Origin of the sequence: Micromonospora sp. WMMD1219 (assembly GCF_049315215.1) — a bacterium.
Lineage (GTDB): Bacteria > Actinomycetota > Actinomycetes > Mycobacteriales > Micromonosporaceae > Micromonospora > Micromonospora tulbaghiae.
The window spans coordinates 6,137,106-6,151,661 of sequence record NZ_CP186057.1; the positions used below are offsets into that span (position 1 = coordinate 6,137,106).

Consider the following 14,556-nt stretch of genomic DNA (forward strand, 5'->3'; position numbering starts at 1 on the left):
GAAACGTCTTCAGACGCCAGTGCCCGCCGGGCCGACCAGCGGCTTCAGGTCCGCCCGGGGTGGCGTCCACTCCCCCGCCACGGCCGGCACCTGCTCGCCGGAACGGATGTCCTTGACCTCGTCGCCGTCCGCGCCGGGGAACCAGACGTACGGGATGCCGCGCCGCTCGGCGTACCGGATCTGCTTGCCGAACTTGGCCGCCGACGGGGACACCTCGGTGGGCACACCCCGCGACCGCAGCGCCGCCGCGACCGCGTCGCTGGCCGCCCGGTCCTCCTCGGCGGTCACGGCCACCAGCACGCAGGTCGGCACCGAACGGGACACCGACAGCGCCTCCGCGCCGAACAACAGGCCGAGCAGCCGGGTCACGCCGATCGAGATGCCCACGCCGGGGAACCGGACGTTGCCGGAGCTGGCCAGGTTGTCGTACCGGCCGCCGGAGCAGATCGAGCCGAACCGCTCGTAGCCGATCATCTGCGTCTCGTAGACCGTACCCGTGTAGTAGTCCAGGCCCCGCGCGATGCGCAGGTCGGCCACGCAGAGGCCGGGCGCGTGCGCGGCGGCGGTCTCCACCACGGCGGTCAGCTCCGCGACGCCCTCGTCCAGCAGCGGGTCGCTCACCCCGAGGCCGCGCACCGCGTCGGCGAAGGAGGCGTCCGGCGCGGAGATCTCGGCCAGCGACAGCACGGCCTTGGCCTGCGCCTCGCTCGCCCCGGCGGTGCTCGCCAGCAGTTCCGTCACCCCGGCCGGGCCGATCTTGTCGAGCTTGTCGACGGCGCGCAGCGCCGCCTCCGTGTCGGTCAGCCCGACGCCCCGGTAGAACCCCTCGCAGATCTTGCGGTTGTTGACCTGGATACGCACCGGCGGGATCGGCAGCGACCGCAGCGCGTCACCGATGACCAGCGGCATCTCGGCCTCGTAGTGGGCCGGCAGGGTGTCCCGGTCGACGATGTCGATGTCGGCCTGGAGGAACTCCCGATAGCGGCCCTCCTGCGGGCGCTCACCCCGCCACACCTTCTGGATCTGGTAGCGGCGGAACGGGAACTGGAGCTTGCCGGCGTTCTCCAGCACGTAGCGGGCGAACGGCACGGTCAGGTCGAAGTGCAGGCCGAGCGCGTCGTCACCGGCCGGACCGTCGGTGTCGGCCTGCAACCGGCGCAGCAGGTAGACCTCCTTGGAGGTCTCCCCCTTGCGCAGGAGCTGGTCCAACGGCTCGACCGAACGGGTCTCCAGCGGGGCGAAGCCGTACAGCTCGAACGTGGCGCGGATCCGGTCGAGCACGAACTGCTCGATCATCCGCTGCGCCGGCGTCCACTCGGGGAAGCCGGAAATGGGCGTGGGCTTGCTCATCACGAACTCCTTGAGAACCCGCGCGGGCGCGGGTGAGGGTCTAGAGGCCTCGGGTGGGCGCGGCCGGGCGCGCGCCGCCGGTGCCCGCCACCTCGACGAGGTACGGGTTGGTCGCGCGCTCGCGGCCGATCGTGGTCGCGGGGCCGTGGCCGGGCAGGACGACCGTGTCGTCGGCCAGCGGGAGCACCTTCTCCCGCAGGCTGGACAGCATCCGGGGCATGCTGCCGCCCGGCAGGTCGGTGCGGCCGATCGAGCCGGCGAACAGCACGTCACCGGAGAGGCAGATCTGCTCCGCCTCCCAGGGCGAGCCGGCGCCGGGCAACCGGAACAGCACCGACCCGCCGGTATGGCCGGGGGCGTGGTCGACGGTGATCTCCAACCCGGCCAGCGACAGCGTCGCGCCGTCGGTCAGCTCGGCCACGTCGTCCGGCTCGGCGTACGGCAGCCGGCCGCCGAACAGCTGGGTCAGGTCCATCGACAACGCCTTGCTCGGGTCGGCCAGCAGCTCCCGGTCGTCCGGGTGGACGTAGGCCGGGATGCCCCGCGCGCCGCAGACCGGGGCGACAGAGAAGGTGTGGTCCAGGTGGCCGTGGGTGAGCAGCACGGCGGCCGGGTGCAGGCGATGCTCGGCGAGCACGGCGTCGAGCCGGTCGAGCACCCCGATGCCGGGGTCGACCACCACGCACTGCTCCCCCGGCCCGGTCGCCACCACATAGCAGTTGGTGCCGAAGGCGTCCGCGGGAAAGCCGGCCACGAGCACGTCGCTCCCCTTTCCGTCCGGTCGTCGTCTGCCTGCAGCCTAGTCGCAGCGGCGAACGGATTCCGTCCGCCACCGGCCCCGTCCGCCCCGGCCGGGCTGAGATGACCGGACCTCGTACACCACTTTCACAGTCGCTACCCGTACACTCTGGCGGGCGTGTGGCGTGGCGCACCCCGATCGGAACGGCGGACGGCGCCCGGCGCCGGCGGCGATCAGGCAGAGGAAGGGGAGCGCACGTGGCTTCCAGCAGGGACCGGCAGCGCAAACTGGCGCGCGCCAAGCTCGACCGGCAGCTCGCCCGGCGGGCGGCGGTCGCGAAGCGCCGCCGGCAGATCCGGGCCGGTGTGGGTGCCGCGGTGGTGCTCGTGCTGATCGTGGCCGGGTCGGCCTGGGCACTCGGCGCGTTCGACTCCGAGCCGGAGAAGAAGGCCGCCGAGGACGTCTGCCTCTGGACCGCGGAGGACGGTGCCGTCAACACCAACCTCAAGGACGTCGGCCAGCCGCCCACCACGGGCCTGCCGACCTCGGGCACCCGCCCGATGACGATCACCACCAACCAGGGTGGGCCGATCACCGTCGAGCTGGACCAGACCGACGCACCGTGCGGCGCGGCGAGCCTGAGCTACCTGGCCGGCCGGTCGTTCTTCGACAACACCACCTGCCACGAGATCACCGCCGAGGGCGCGCTGCGCTGCGGTGACCCGACCGGCACCGGGCTCGGCGGCCCGACCTACTCGTTCTACGACGAGAACGTCCCGGCAGCGGCGGAGCCCAGCCCGTCGGCCTCGCCGGCGCCCGGGCAGGCCCCGACGTACCCGAAGGGCACGGTCGCCATGATCGGCAACCCGCCCGGCAGCAACAGCAGCCAGTTCCTGATCTTCTTCAAGGACGCCAGCCCGGCCAAGCCGGCCTACTCGGTGGTCGGCAAGGTCACCGGCGGGCTCGACGTGGTGGAGAAGATCGGCGCCATGCCGACGGTGGACAATGGCAACGGCGCCAAGGTCAAGCCGAAGACGCAGGTGCTGGTCCAGAGCGTCACAGTCGGCGAGCCCGGCGCGGCGCCGGCCGAAAGCCCCGCGCCCTCGCCCAGCGCCAGCGCGGGCTGACCCGACAACCCGATCCGGCGGCCCGCCGCCGGTGACCCACACGTGACCCGGCGGCGCGCGCGCCGACCCCATACGCAGCAGGTGAGGAGTGACCGTGACGTCCACCAGAGACCGCCAGCGCGCGGCGGCGCGGGCCAAGCTCGAGCGGGAGATGGCGGAACGGGCCGGCCGGGCCCGCAAGCGCCGGCAGACCCAGGCGATCGTCGGGGCCGCGGCGGTGCTGGTGCTCGTCGTGGCCGGCACGGTCTGGCTCGTCGCCGCGCTCGGCGACGACGACGAGAAGCAGGGCGGCACCGCCGCCGGAGCCGACGCTGTGCAGTGCGCGTACACGGAGGTGCCCAAGGAGGGCCGGCCACCGCAGATCAAGGACGTCGGCCTGCCGCCGGCCCAGCAGGCCGGCAAGGGCTCCCAGACGATGACGATCGACACCAACCTGGGCCCGATCACCGCCAAGATCGACCGCGCCAAGGTGCCCTGCACCGCCGGCAGCTTCACGCACCTGGCCAGCAAGGGCTTCTTCGACAACACCAAGTGCCACCGGCTGGTCACCGAGGGCATCAAGGTGCTCCAGTGCGGCGACCCGAGCGCCACCGGCAAGGGCTGGCGGGACACCGACGGCACCGGCGGCCCGTCGTACAACCTGGCCGAGGAGAACCTCCCCACCGACAAGCGCCCGCCGTACCCGGAGGGTGTCATCGCGATGGCCAACTCCGGCCAGCCGGGCAGCACCGGCAGCCAGTTCTTCATCGTGTACGGCGACTCGCCGCTCGACCCGAACTACACGGTGCTGGGCACCATCACCGGTGGCATGGACGTGGTGAAGCAGGTCGCCACGGCCGGTGACGACGGCGCGTTCGCCAAGCAGGCCGGCGGTGGTCACCCGAAGAAGGAGATCACCATGACCAAGGTGACGATGAGCCCGGTCGAGGGCGGCTGACCGCACCCGCACGACGACGAAGCGCCCGCCGGCTGATCGCAGCCGGCGGGCGCTTTCGCGTGCGCCTGTGGGTCAGGCCCCCGAGGTGACCCGGTACGCGTCGAACACGCCGTCGACCTTCCGCACGGCGGCCAGCAGGTGGCCGAGGTGCTTCGGGTCGGCCATCTCGAAGCTGAACCGGCTCACCGCCACCCGGTCGCGGGTGGTGGTGACGGTCGCGGAGAGGATGTTGACCCGCTCCTCGGAGAGCACCCGCGTCACGTCGGCGAGCAGCTTGTGCCGGTCCAGCGCCTCGACCTGGATGGCGACCAGGAACGTGGAGGCGGACGTGAGCTTCCAGCTCACCTCGACCACCCGCTCGGGCTGGGCGCGCAGGTCCTCGGCGTTGGCGCAGTCGTCCCGGTGCACGCTGACCCCGCCGGAGCGGGTGACGAACCCGAACACCGAGTCCGGCGGTACGGGCGTGCAGCAGCGGGCCAGCTTGATCCAGACGTCGCTGACGCCGCGGACCACCACGCCCGGGTCGGCGCTGCTCTGCCGGCTGCGCGGCGGCCGGGTGGCGACGGCGGTCTCGGCGATGTCCTCCGCCGCGCCCTCCTCGCCGCCGTAGGACGCCATCAGCTTCTGCACGACCGACTGCGCGGAGACCTGGCTGTCGCCGACCGCCGCGTACAGCGAGGCCACGTCAGCCAGGTGCAGGTCCCGGGCGATCGCCATCAGCGCGTCCGAGGTGAGCATCCGCTGCAGCGGCATGCCCTGCTTGCGCATCGCCTTGACGATCGCGTCCTTGCCGGCCTCGATCGCCTCCTCGCGCCGCTCCTTGTTGAAGTACTGGCGGATCTTCGTACGGGCCCGCGGGCTCTTGACGAAGCCCAGCCAGTCCTGCGTGGGACCGGCCGTGTCGGACTTCGACGTGAAGATCTCGATCACGTCGCCGTTGGACAGCGTCGACTCCAGCGGCACCAGCTTGCCGTTGACCCGCGCCCCGATGCACTTGTGCCCGACCTCGGTGTGCACCGCGTACGCGAAGTCCACAGGCGTCGACCCGGTCGGCAGCGGGATGACGTCGCCCTTGGGCGTGAAGACGTACACCTCCTGGCTGGACAGGTCGAACCGCAGCGCGTCCAGGAACTCGCTCGGGTCGGCCGCCTCGCGCTGCCAGTCCAGCAGCTGCCGCAGCCAGGTCATCTCGTCGATGTGCGCCGGCGGGCCCACCACCGGGGTGCCCTTGTGCTCCTTGTACTTCCAGTGCGCGGCGATGCCGAACTCGGCGGTGCGGTGCATCGCGTACGTGCGGATCTGCATCTCCACCGGCTTGCCGGTGGGCCCGATGACAGTCGTGTGCAACGACTGGTACATGTTGAACTTGGGCATGGCGATGTAGTCCTTGAACCGGCCCGGCACCGGCTGCCAGTTGGCGTGGATGACCCCCAGCGCCGCGTAGCAGTCACGAACCGTGTCGACCAGGATCCGCACGCCCACCAGGTCGTAGATGTCGTTGAAGTCGCGCCCCCGCACGATCATCTTCTGGTAGATCGAGTAGAGGTGCTTCGGCCGCCCGGTCGTCTCCGCCTTGATCTTGGCGGCCTTCAGGTCGGTGGACACCTTCTGGGTCACCTGGCGCAGCAGCGCCTCGCGCTGCGGCTGGTGCTCCCCGATCAGCCGGTTGATCTCCTCGAACCGCTTCGGGAACAGCGTGCCGAAGGCGAGATCCTCCAGCTCCCACTTGATCGTGTTCATACCGAGGCGGTGCGCCAGCGGGGCCAGGATCTCCAGCGTCTCCTTGGCCTTCTGCTCCTGCTTCGGGCGGGGCAGGAAGGTCAGGGTCCGCATGTTGTGCAGCCGGTCGGCCAGCTTGATCACCAGGACCCGGGGGTCCTTCGCCATCGCGACGACCATCTTGCGGATGGTCTCGGCCTTCGCCGCGTCGCCGAGCTTGACCTTGTCGAGCTTGGTGACGCCGTCGACGAGCAGCGCGACCTCACCGCCGAAGTCGGCGCGCATCTGGTCGAGCGTGTATTCCGTGTCCTCGATGGTGTCGTGCAGCAGCGCCGCGACCAGCGTGGTGGTGTCCATGCCCAGGTTCGCCAGGATGGTCGCCACCGCGAGCGGGTGCGTGATGTAGGGGTCGCCGGACTTGCGGTACTGCCCCGAGTGCCACCGCGCGGCCGTGTCGAAGGCGCGCTGGAGCAGCCGCGCGTCGGCCTTGGGGTGGTTCTCCCGGTGCGTCGCGATCAGCGGTTCCAGCACCTCGCTGACCTGCGAGGTCTGCCAGGGCGCGTTGAACCGGGCCAGCCGGGCGCGTACCCGCCGGCCGGTGGGCGCGTTGGAGAGGGCGAAACCGCTGCCGGGCGTGGACTCGGTGGAACCCTCGGTCGGGAACGGCACCACGACCGCCCCGCCGTCGGCCGTCGCGTCGGACGCGCCGCCGGTGGCGCCGGTCGCCCGGGCCGGCGGGTTGCCGCTGCGCTCGGTCACCGAGCCGTCCGCGTCGCCTGTCGGGTGCACCGTGCCCTCCACCGGAGGGACGACATCGTGGGACACCGGCCTCCTCACCGCTCGCCGGGATGCGCCGGCCGTCCGGCCGACGTCTGGTTCAACCGGCCCGGGGGCCGGTGTTGTTCCACGCGGTCGCCGGGGCCGGGCCCCGGCGCCTTCGCCGCCCCGGAGATCTCGGCCGGGCCGGGCAAAGGGCAATGCTACCCGTACGCAGGGTACGCCACCGCTCCCCCGGACGGTCGGCGCCGACCGGCCCGACGGTCCGGCCCGGTCAAACGGTCAACAGGGCATGGACCGGGCGCTGCGCCAGCCGCTTGCGGCCCTCGAGGAAGCCCAGCTCCAGCAGCACGGTGAACCCGGCCACCGTCCCGCCGGCCCGTTCCACCAGGTCGAGCGTGGCCTCGGCGGTCCCGCCGGTGGCGAGCACGTCGTCGAGCACCAGCACCCGGTGACCGGCGGTGAACGCGTCCTGGTGCACCTCCAGCGTCGCCTCGCCGTACTCCAGCGCGTAGGAGGCCGAGTGGGTGGCCCGGGGCAGCTTGCCGGCCTTGCGCACCGGCACCACGCCGACACCGGTGGCGTACGCGACCGCCGCCGCCAGCACGAACCCGCGCGCCTCGATGCCGGCGACCGTGTCGAACGAGTCCCGCCCGTGGTACGCGATGATGCCGTCGATCACCGCCCGGAACGCCTCACCGTCGGCGAACAGCGGCATCAGGTCCTTGAACACGACACCCGGCTTGGGGAAGTCCGGCACGTCCAGCAGCCGGCTGGCGACGAGCTGGGCGACCTCCGGGCCGCTGTCTCCGCGTACCCCTGCGGTGTGGGTCTCCGTCACGGTGCGTCCCATGTCCTCTCGAAACGACGACGGCGTCCGTCATGCCGTGACATCAGCATGACGGACGCCGTCGGACCGATTCCGTCCGGCCCTGCGGTCAGCGGCGCTTGCCGCCGGGCCGGTTGCCGCCGCCACCGGCGGGACGGCCGCCGCGGGCGCCGCTGGGGCGCTTGCCCGCGGGCCGGGCGCCCACCTTGGGTGCGGCGCCGGCCAGCGCGGCCGCGTCCGGGTCGATCGGCGCGTCGGCGGCCGGCGCTGCGGTACGCGGGCCCTTCGGCGTGATCTCGCCCCGGGCGAGCGCGGCCCGGCGGGACAGCACCCGCTTGTTGTGGGCGCTGATCCGCGGGTCCATGTTCTTCAGCAGCACCAGCAGCGGCGTGGCCAGCAAGATCGAGGTCAGGAACGCCACCGCCATACCGACGAACAGCACCAGGCCGAGGTCCTTCAGCGTGCCCGCGCCGAGCAGGCCGGCGCCGATGAAGAGCAGGCCGCCGACCGGCAGCAGCGCCACCACCGAGGTGTTCAGCGACCGCATGAGGCTCTGGTTGAGCGCCAGGTTGGACGCCTCGCCGTAGGTGACGTTGTTGTTCGCGGTGATGCCGCGCGTGTTCTCCTGCACCTTGTCGAAGACCACCACCACGTCGTAGAGCGCGAAGCCCAGGATCGTGAGGAAGCCGATGATCGTCGACGGGGTGACCTCGAAGCCGACGATCGAGTAGATGCCGGCGGTCAGGGCCAGGTTGGTCAGCAGCGAGACGATCGCGGCGGCCGCCATCCGCCACTCGAAGCGCAGCACCAGGTAGATCGACACCACCGCGATGAAGATCACCAGGCCGAGGAAGGCGCGCGAGGTGACCTGGCTGCCCCAGGCCTCGGAGACCTGGCTGCCGCTGATCTGGTCGGCCGGGATGCCGAACTCCTGCGCCATCGCGGTCTTGGCCGCATTGGCCTGCTCGGCGGAGAGCTGGCCGGTGCGCATCTCGTAGAACTCGCCGCTGGTGCCGCCGACCTTCTGCGCGCTGACCACCTCGACGCCCGGCGCCTCGTCGGCCAGCACGTCGTCGACGGTCCGCTCGGCCTGGTCCAGCGTGCCGACGCTGGCCGGCACCTGGAACGAGTTGCCGCCCGCGAACTCGATGCCCAGCTTGAAGCCGCTGATCGCGAGACTCAGCACGGCGATCAGCACGAGCACGCCGGCCACGCCGAACCACAGCTTGCGCCGCCCGACGATGTTGAGATCCGCCTCACCCCGGTAGAGCCGGGCGGCCAGACCGCTCTTAGCCATCTCAGGCCTCCTTCACACGCGGGTTGCGGGCGTTGCCCGGCTCGGCCGACCGGGCCGGCAACGCCCGGCCCAGACCGCTGACCCGCGGCGACAGGAACGCCCGGGTACGGGCGAACATCGTCATGATCGGGTGGCGGAAGAGGAACACGACGACCAGGTCGAGCACGGTCGCCAGGCCGAGCGCGAAGGCGAAGCCCTTCACCGCGCCGACGGACACGATGTAGAGCACTACTGCCGACATCAGCGTGATGGCGTTGGCCGAGATGATCGTCCGGCGGGCCCGGATCCAGGCGCGCGGCACCGCGCTGCGTGGACTGCGGCCCTCCCGGATCTCGTCTTTCAGTCGTTCGAAGTAGATGACGAACGAGTCCGCCGCGACGCCCAGCGAGACGATCATGCCGGCGATGCCGGCGAGCGTGAGCGTGAAGCCGATCGACCGGCCGAGCACCACGAGCGCGCCGAACACCAGCAGCGCGGAGAGCACCAGGCTCAGGAAGATGACCGAGCCGAGCAGCCGGTAGTAGAAGAACGAGTAGATGATGACCAGCAGCATGCCGATGCCGGCCGCCAGCAGACCCGCCTTGAGGTGGCTGTCGCCGAGCGTCGCGGTGACGTTCTGCTGCTCCTGCGGCTCGAACGTCACCGGCAGCGCGCCGTAGCGCAGCTGGCTGGCGAGCGCGTTCGCGGCCTTGTTGTCGAAGCTGCCGGTGATCTGCGAGTCACCGGTCAGCACGCCCTGGATCTCCGGGGACGAGACGATCTCGTTGTCCAGCACCACGGCGACCCGGCACTTGCCGTCCTGGCCGAGCGCGGTCTGGTCGCAGGCCTGGCCCTCGTTGTTGAACGCCTCGCGGGTCAGCGCGGTCCACTTCTCCTGGCCGCCGCCGGTGAAGTTGAGGCTGACCACCCAGGAGCTGGTCTGGTCGAGCTGGGCGGAGGCGTTCTTCACGTCGGTGCCGAGCACCTTCGCCACGTCCAGCAGGTACTTCGCGCCGGACTCGCAGGCGACCGCCTTCTGCTTCTCGTCCTTGATCGAGGCGGCGGGCCGCTTGTCGAGCTGGGCGCAGGTGATGGTCGGGACGTTGAACTGCATCTCCACCGGCAGGACGGCGATCTCCTGCGGGGTGAGCGCGCCGAAGGGCTTGAGCTTGTCCGCCAGCGACGGGTCGGTGGTCAGGTCCGCCGGGGCCTGCAGGCCCGAGGCGGCGGCCCAGGCGGCCGCGCCGACCTTCTGCTCGACGGCCTTGCGCTGCTGCTCGATGCTCTGTGGCACCGGCTCGGCGCTGGCGCTCGGGCTCGGCGCGGCGGCGCTCGGCGAGGCCGACGGGGACGCGGAGGCGCTGGCGCTCGGCGTGGGGGCCATGCCGCCCTGGCCGCCGGCGCTCGGCGACCCGCTCACCTTGGGGTTCGTGCTCGCCTTCGGCGACGCGCTGCCCGACGGGGTGGCGGCTCCGGACGGGGTGGCGCTGGGCGTCGGCGCGGGAGCGGCCGCGGCGCCGCTGCCGTCGGTGGCCTTGAGCACCTTGCGGAAGCGCAGCTCGGCGGCCTCACCGACGTCGGTGAGGTCGCGGTTCTGGCCGGGCAGGGAGATGACGATGTTGCGGTTGCCCTCGGTGACCACCTCGGCCTCGGCCACGCCGTACGCGTTGACCCGGCTCTCGATGATCTGCCGGGCCTCCTCGAGGTTGTCGGCGGTCGGGGGCTTGCCGTCCACCGTGTTGGTGGCCTCGAGCGTCAGCCGGGTGCCGCCGACGAGGTCCAGGCCGAGCCGCGGCTCCAACCGGTCCTTCCAGCCACCGCTGGCGCCGCCCGAGAAGAACACCAATAGATAGAGGACGACGAAGATGAGCCCGAGCACGGCGAGCTGCCGTCCGGGCCGCATCTGTCCCTGAGGTGGTGCCACGGCTGTCCTGTCTCCCTGTACGGTCGCGCCGCTTCCACGGCGGCGACAACTGTCGGGCCGGGGGTGTCCGCCCGACTGCTCCGGCGGGTCGGCACCGGAGGACGGCACGCCGGCTGGAGCGCGGCGCGGGGGCGCCGCACGGCCCGGCCGGATGCCGGCGCCGCGCGCCGACCCCAACTATCCACTTGTACGGATGAATCCGCTGCCCCGTCCGGGACGGGTGGTCACTCCTTGACCGGCTCGGCTTCCTCGGTGATCGTCTCGGCGGCCGGCGCCTCGGAGCGCTTGATCACGCGCGCGACGGCGGGACGGGCGTACCGGGTCTGCACGCCCGGGGCGACCTCGAGCAGGACCGTCTCGTCCTCGACCGCGGTGACCGTGCCGTGCAGGCCGCCGATGGTGACCACCTCGTCGCCCGGGGCGAGAGCGGCCTGCATCTGCTCGGCCTCGCGGCGGCGCTTCTGCTGCGGACGGATCATCATGAAGTACATGACGACGAAAAGCAGAGCGATCATGAGGATCGGCGTCAGACTGCCGGCTCCCCCGCCACTCGCTGCTGCGTAAAGCACGGTGTAGACCTTCCGGTTGGCCTCCACCCCGGCGCCGGAGGGCGCCGCAGTGGAAGCGGATTCTCACGTCCTGTACAAACCGCGGCGAAGTCTAGTCCCTGCTCCTGAGAAGACCGAATGCGGCACAGATCACGAACGGATCACGGCTGGTCGGTCTGCACCGAGAACAGATCGGGCCCCGGAGGGGCATCCGCACCAAATGTACCATTCGGGGGCGTACGGCCCAGATGGCGCCAGGCGGCCTCGGTGGCCACCCGCCCGCGCGGCGTCCGGGCCAGCAGCCCGGCCCGGACCAGGAACGGCTCGCAGACCTCCTCGACCGTGTCCGGCTGCTCGCCCACCGCCACGGCGAGCGTGGACAGGCCCACCGGGCCGCCCCGGAACGAGTCGACGAGCGCGGTCAGCACCGCCCGGTCGAGCCGGTCCAGGCCCAGCGCGTCCACGTCGTAGACGGTCAGCGCGGCCCGCGCCGTCTCCAGCGTGACCACGCCGTCGGCGCGGACCTCGGCGTAGTCGCGGACGCGGCGCAGCAGCCGGTTCGCGATACGCGGGGTGCCCCGGGACCGGCCGGCGACCTCCGCCGCGCCGTCCGCGGTGATCGGCACCCCGAGGATCCGGGCCGACCGGTGCAGCAGCGTCTCCAGGTCGGCCGGCGCGTAGAAGTCGAGGTGCGCGACGAAGCCGAACCGGTCGCGCATCGGGCCGGTCAGCAGGCCGGACCGGGTGGTGGCGCCGACGAGCGTGAACGGCTCCACGTCGAGCGGGATGGCGGTGGCGCCCGGCCCCTTGCCGACCACCACGTCGACCCGGAAGTCCTCCATGGCGCTGTAGAGCAGCTCCTCGGCCGGCTTGGCGATCCGGTGGATCTCGTCGATGAACAGCACGTCGCCCTCGGCGAGGCTGGTCAGGATCGCGGCCAGGTCGCCGGAGCGCTCGATGGCCGGGCCGCTGGTCACCCGGATCCCGGTGCCCAGCTCGGCGGCGACGATGTTGGCCAGGGTCGTCTTGCCGAGGCCAGGCGGGCCCGACAGGAGGATGTGGTCGGGCGGGGAGCCACGCCGCATCGCGCCCTGCAACAGCAGGTCGAGCTGGTCGCGGACGCGGTGCTGGGCGATGAACTCGTCGAGCCGCTTCGGGCGGACGCTCGCCTCGGCGTCCCGCTCGGCGTCGTCCACGTACGCCGAGACCAGGTTCTCTCCGGTCATCGGGTCCGGCCCAGGAGGCGGATGGCCTGCTTGAGCAGCACCGGCACCGGCGGGGTCTCGCCGTCGACGGTCTCCGCCACCGCGGCCACCGCCTGCTCGGCCTGGCCCGCCGTCCAGCCGAGCCCGACGAGCGCCTGGCGGACCTGCTCCGGCCAGGCGCCGGCGGTCACCCCGGCCGCGCCGTCGGCGCCCACCGGCACCGGGCCGACCCGGTCGCGCAGCTCCAGCACCAGCCGCTCGGCGCCCTTCTTGCCGATGCCCGGCACCCGGGTCAGCGCGGCGGTGTCGGCGTTGGCGATGGCCTTGCGGACCGCGTCCGGCGTGTGCACGGCGAGCACCGCCTGGGCCAGCCGGGGACCGACCCCGCTGGCGGTCTGGAGCAGCTCGAACAGCTGCTTGGCGTCGTCGTCGGCGAAGCCGTAGAGGGTGAGCGAGTCCTCCCGGACCACCAGGCTGGTGGCGAGCCGGGCGGGCTGGCCCACGCGGAGGTCGGCGAGCGTGCCGGGGGCGCACTGCACGGCCAGGCCGATGCCACCCACCTCCACCACCGCGTGATCCGGGCCGGTGGCGGTCACCGTGCCGCGTACGCTCGCGATCATCGCGCCCCTCCTCGTCGGGCCTGTTGCGCGGCCGCGGCCAGCTTGGACCGCGTGCCGCCGCGCCACACGTGGCAGATGGCCAGCGCCAGGGCGTCGGCGGCGTCGGCCGGCTTCGGCGGCTCGGGCAGCCGCAGCAGCCGGGTGACCATGGTGGTCATCTGCTTCTTGTCGGCCTGGCCGGAGCCGGTCACCGCCGCCTTCACCTCGCTCGGCGTGTACGTCGTCACCGGCAGCCCGGCCCGGGCCCCGGCGAGCACCGCGACGCCGCTGGCCTGGGCGGTGCCCATCACGGTCCGGACGTTGTGCTGGCTGAACACGCGCTCCACCGCGACCGCGTCCGGCCGGTGCTCGGCGACCAGGCCGGTGAGCGAGCGGTCCAGGTGCAGCAGGCGCAGCGCGAGGTCGTCCTCGGGGTCGGTGTAGACCACGTAGTAGGCCACGAGCGTGCAGGGGCGGCCCGGCACGCCCTCGACCACGCCGACCCCGCACCGGGTCAGCCCCGGGTCGACGCCCAGCACGCGCACGCCGCCTCCTCCCCGAGCCGCCAGCAGTACGTGTGTTCGACACACCCTACTGGTGCGCGCCGACGGCGGGGCGGGCGGACACGCCGGGCGCAGGCGGTGACGCGGCGCACCACACACGCGGGCGGTGGAGTATGTGCCGCCGCCCCATGTGCCGCGGGGCACCCGGCTCGTACGTTCATGCGCCATGACGGCAGAACCCGTGGCGGTCCCCCACGTCGTACACGTCGACCTGACCGGTCGCACCGCGCTGGTCACAGGTGGTGGCGGCGGCATCGGGCGGGCCTGCGCCCTGCGCCTGGCGGCGGCCGGCGCGGCGGTGGTGGTGCTGGACCGCGACGTGGCGGCGGCCCAGGCGGTGGCCGCCGAGACCGGCGGCCGGGCCGTCGGGATCGACCTGGCCGACCCGGCGGCGGTGGACGCGCTCGACGTCGACGCCGACATCGTGGTCAACAACGCCGGGCTGCAACACGTCGCGCCGGTGCAGGACTTCCCGGTCGAGCGCTTCGAGTACATCCAGCGGGTGATGGTGGAGGCGCCGTTCCTGCTGATCCGCCGCGCGCTGCCCCGGATGTACGCGAACGGCTGGGGCCGGATCGTGAACATCTCCTCGGTGCACGGGCTGCGCGCCTCGCCGTTCAAGTCGGCGTACGTCTCGGCCAAGCACGCGCTGGAGGGCCTGTCCAAGGTGGTCGCGCTGGAGGGCGCCGCGCACGGTGTCACAGCCAACTGCATCAACCCGGCGTACGTGCGCACCGCGCTGGTGGAGAGCCAGATCGCCGACCAGGCGGCCACCCACGGCATCGGCGAGGACGAGGTGGTCGAGAAGATCATGCTGGCCCGGGCGGCGATCAAGCGGCTGATCGAGCCGGCGGAGGTGGCCGAACTGGTGGCGTATCTGTGCTCGCCGCCCGCCGCGTTCCTCACCGGCACCTCGATCGCCCTCGACGGGGGCTGGACGGCGAACTAGTGGCCCCGCGCACA

At 72.3% G+C, this 14,556-nt stretch carries 13 protein-coding genes; 3 read left to right on the forward strand and 10 right to left on the reverse strand.

The window, feature by feature from the left end; all coding sequences use genetic code 11:
• Nucleotides 1–9: 9 nt before the first annotated feature.
• Complete coding sequence (gene hisS / locus ACN27C_RS28650) at nt 10–1,350, reverse strand: histidine--tRNA ligase (RefSeq protein ID WP_422749336.1); 1,341 nt, start codon at nt 1,348–1,350, stop codon at nt 10–12.
• A 40-nt stretch (nt 1,351–1,390) separates the two neighbouring features.
• Nucleotides 1,391–2,110, reverse strand: a complete 720-nt coding sequence (locus tag ACN27C_RS28655) for an MBL fold metallo-hydrolase (RefSeq protein ID WP_047892832.1) — start codon at nt 2,108–2,110, stop codon at nt 1,391–1,393.
• Nucleotides 2,111–2,346: 236 nt separating this feature from the next.
• Here ACN27C_RS28655 and ACN27C_RS28660 point away from each other — a divergent pair, with 236 nt between their 5' ends.
• Together ACN27C_RS28660 and ACN27C_RS28665 are read left to right on the forward strand one after the other, a co-directional pair.
• Nucleotides 2,347–3,216 (forward strand): peptidylprolyl isomerase, encoded by an 870-nt coding sequence (locus ACN27C_RS28660; RefSeq protein WP_120570534.1) that lies wholly within the window; start codon nt 2,347–2,349, stop codon nt 3,214–3,216.
• Nucleotides 3,217–3,310: 94 nt separating this feature from the next.
• A complete protein-coding gene (locus ACN27C_RS28665; RefSeq protein ID WP_121683429.1) occupies nt 3,311–4,153 on the forward strand; it encodes a peptidylprolyl isomerase in 843 nt (280 codons plus the stop codon).
• 72 nt (nt 4,154–4,225) lie between these two features.
• Here the strand turns inward: ACN27C_RS28665 and ACN27C_RS28670 are convergent, their stop codons facing one another.
• From ACN27C_RS28670 to ruvC, 8 genes are all read right to left on the reverse strand, one after another.
• The gene (locus ACN27C_RS28670) at nt 4,226–6,697 is read right to left on the reverse strand and encodes a RelA/SpoT family protein (protein WP_013285470.1); all 2,472 of its coding nucleotides are present in this window, start codon (nt 6,695–6,697) and stop codon (nt 4,226–4,228) included.
• A gap of 226 nt (nt 6,698–6,923) precedes the next feature.
• Nucleotides 6,924–7,490, reverse strand: a complete 567-nt coding sequence (locus tag ACN27C_RS28675; protein ID WP_120573853.1) for an adenine phosphoribosyltransferase — start codon at nt 7,488–7,490, stop codon at nt 6,924–6,926.
• A gap of 97 nt (nt 7,491–7,587) precedes the next feature.
• Nucleotides 7,588–8,775: a protein translocase subunit SecF gene (secF, locus tag ACN27C_RS28680; protein ID WP_120570536.1), complete on the reverse strand. Its 1,188-nt coding sequence runs from the start codon at nt 8,773–8,775 to the stop codon at nt 7,588–7,590.
• Between the two features lies 1 nt (nt 8,776).
• Nucleotides 8,777–10,678, reverse strand: a complete 1,902-nt coding sequence (gene secD, locus ACN27C_RS28685) for a protein translocase subunit SecD (RefSeq protein WP_422749340.1) — start codon at nt 10,676–10,678, stop codon at nt 8,777–8,779.
• Between the two features lie 224 nt (nt 10,679–10,902).
• Complete coding sequence (yajC, locus tag ACN27C_RS28690) at nt 10,903–11,247, reverse strand: preprotein translocase subunit YajC (RefSeq protein ID WP_199733067.1); 345 nt, start codon at nt 11,245–11,247, stop codon at nt 10,903–10,905.
• A gap of 140 nt (nt 11,248–11,387) precedes the next feature.
• Complete coding sequence (gene ruvB, locus ACN27C_RS28695; protein ID WP_120570539.1) at nt 11,388–12,452, reverse strand: Holliday junction branch migration DNA helicase RuvB; 1,065 nt, start codon at nt 12,450–12,452, stop codon at nt 11,388–11,390.
• The gene (ruvA, locus tag ACN27C_RS28700; protein WP_120570540.1) at nt 12,449–13,051 is read right to left on the reverse strand and encodes a Holliday junction branch migration protein RuvA; all 603 of its coding nucleotides are present in this window, start codon (nt 13,049–13,051) and stop codon (nt 12,449–12,451) included. Before ruvA ends, ruvB begins: the two co-directional genes overlap by 4 nt.
• Entirely contained in the window at nt 13,048–13,575 is a 528-nt protein-coding gene (ruvC, locus tag ACN27C_RS28705; RefSeq protein WP_422749343.1) for a crossover junction endodeoxyribonuclease RuvC, read from the reverse strand. Before ruvC ends, ruvA begins: the two co-directional genes overlap by 4 nt.
• A gap of 184 nt (nt 13,576–13,759) precedes the next feature.
• On the opposite strand from ruvC, the gene ACN27C_RS28710 reads away from it, so the two are divergent.
• On the forward strand, nt 13,760–14,542 hold the full coding sequence (locus ACN27C_RS28710) for a 3-hydroxybutyrate dehydrogenase (protein WP_120570542.1): 783 nt from the start codon (nt 13,760–13,762) through the stop codon (nt 14,540–14,542).
• The last annotated feature ends 14 nt before the right edge of the window (nt 14,543–14,556 follow it).

Bases quoted from the DNA above. Each gene is read 5' to 3' on its own strand.
- ACN27C_RS28710 (WP_120570542.1), top strand. From the start codon at position 13,760: ATGACGGCAGAACCCGTGGCGGTCCCCCACGTCGTACACGTCGACCTG.
- ruvA (WP_120570540.1), bottom strand. From the start codon at position 13,051: ATGATCGCGAGCGTACGCGGCACGGTGACCGCCACCGGCCCGGATCAC.
- hisS (WP_422749336.1), bottom strand. From the start codon at position 1,350: ATGAGCAAGCCCACGCCCATTTCCGGCTTCCCCGAGTGGACGCCGGCG.
- secF (WP_120570536.1), bottom strand. From the start codon at position 8,775: ATGGCTAAGAGCGGTCTGGCCGCCCGGCTCTACCGGGGTGAGGCGGAT.
- ruvB (WP_120570539.1), bottom strand. From the start codon at position 12,452: ATGACCGGAGAGAACCTGGTCTCGGCGTACGTGGACGACGCCGAGCGG.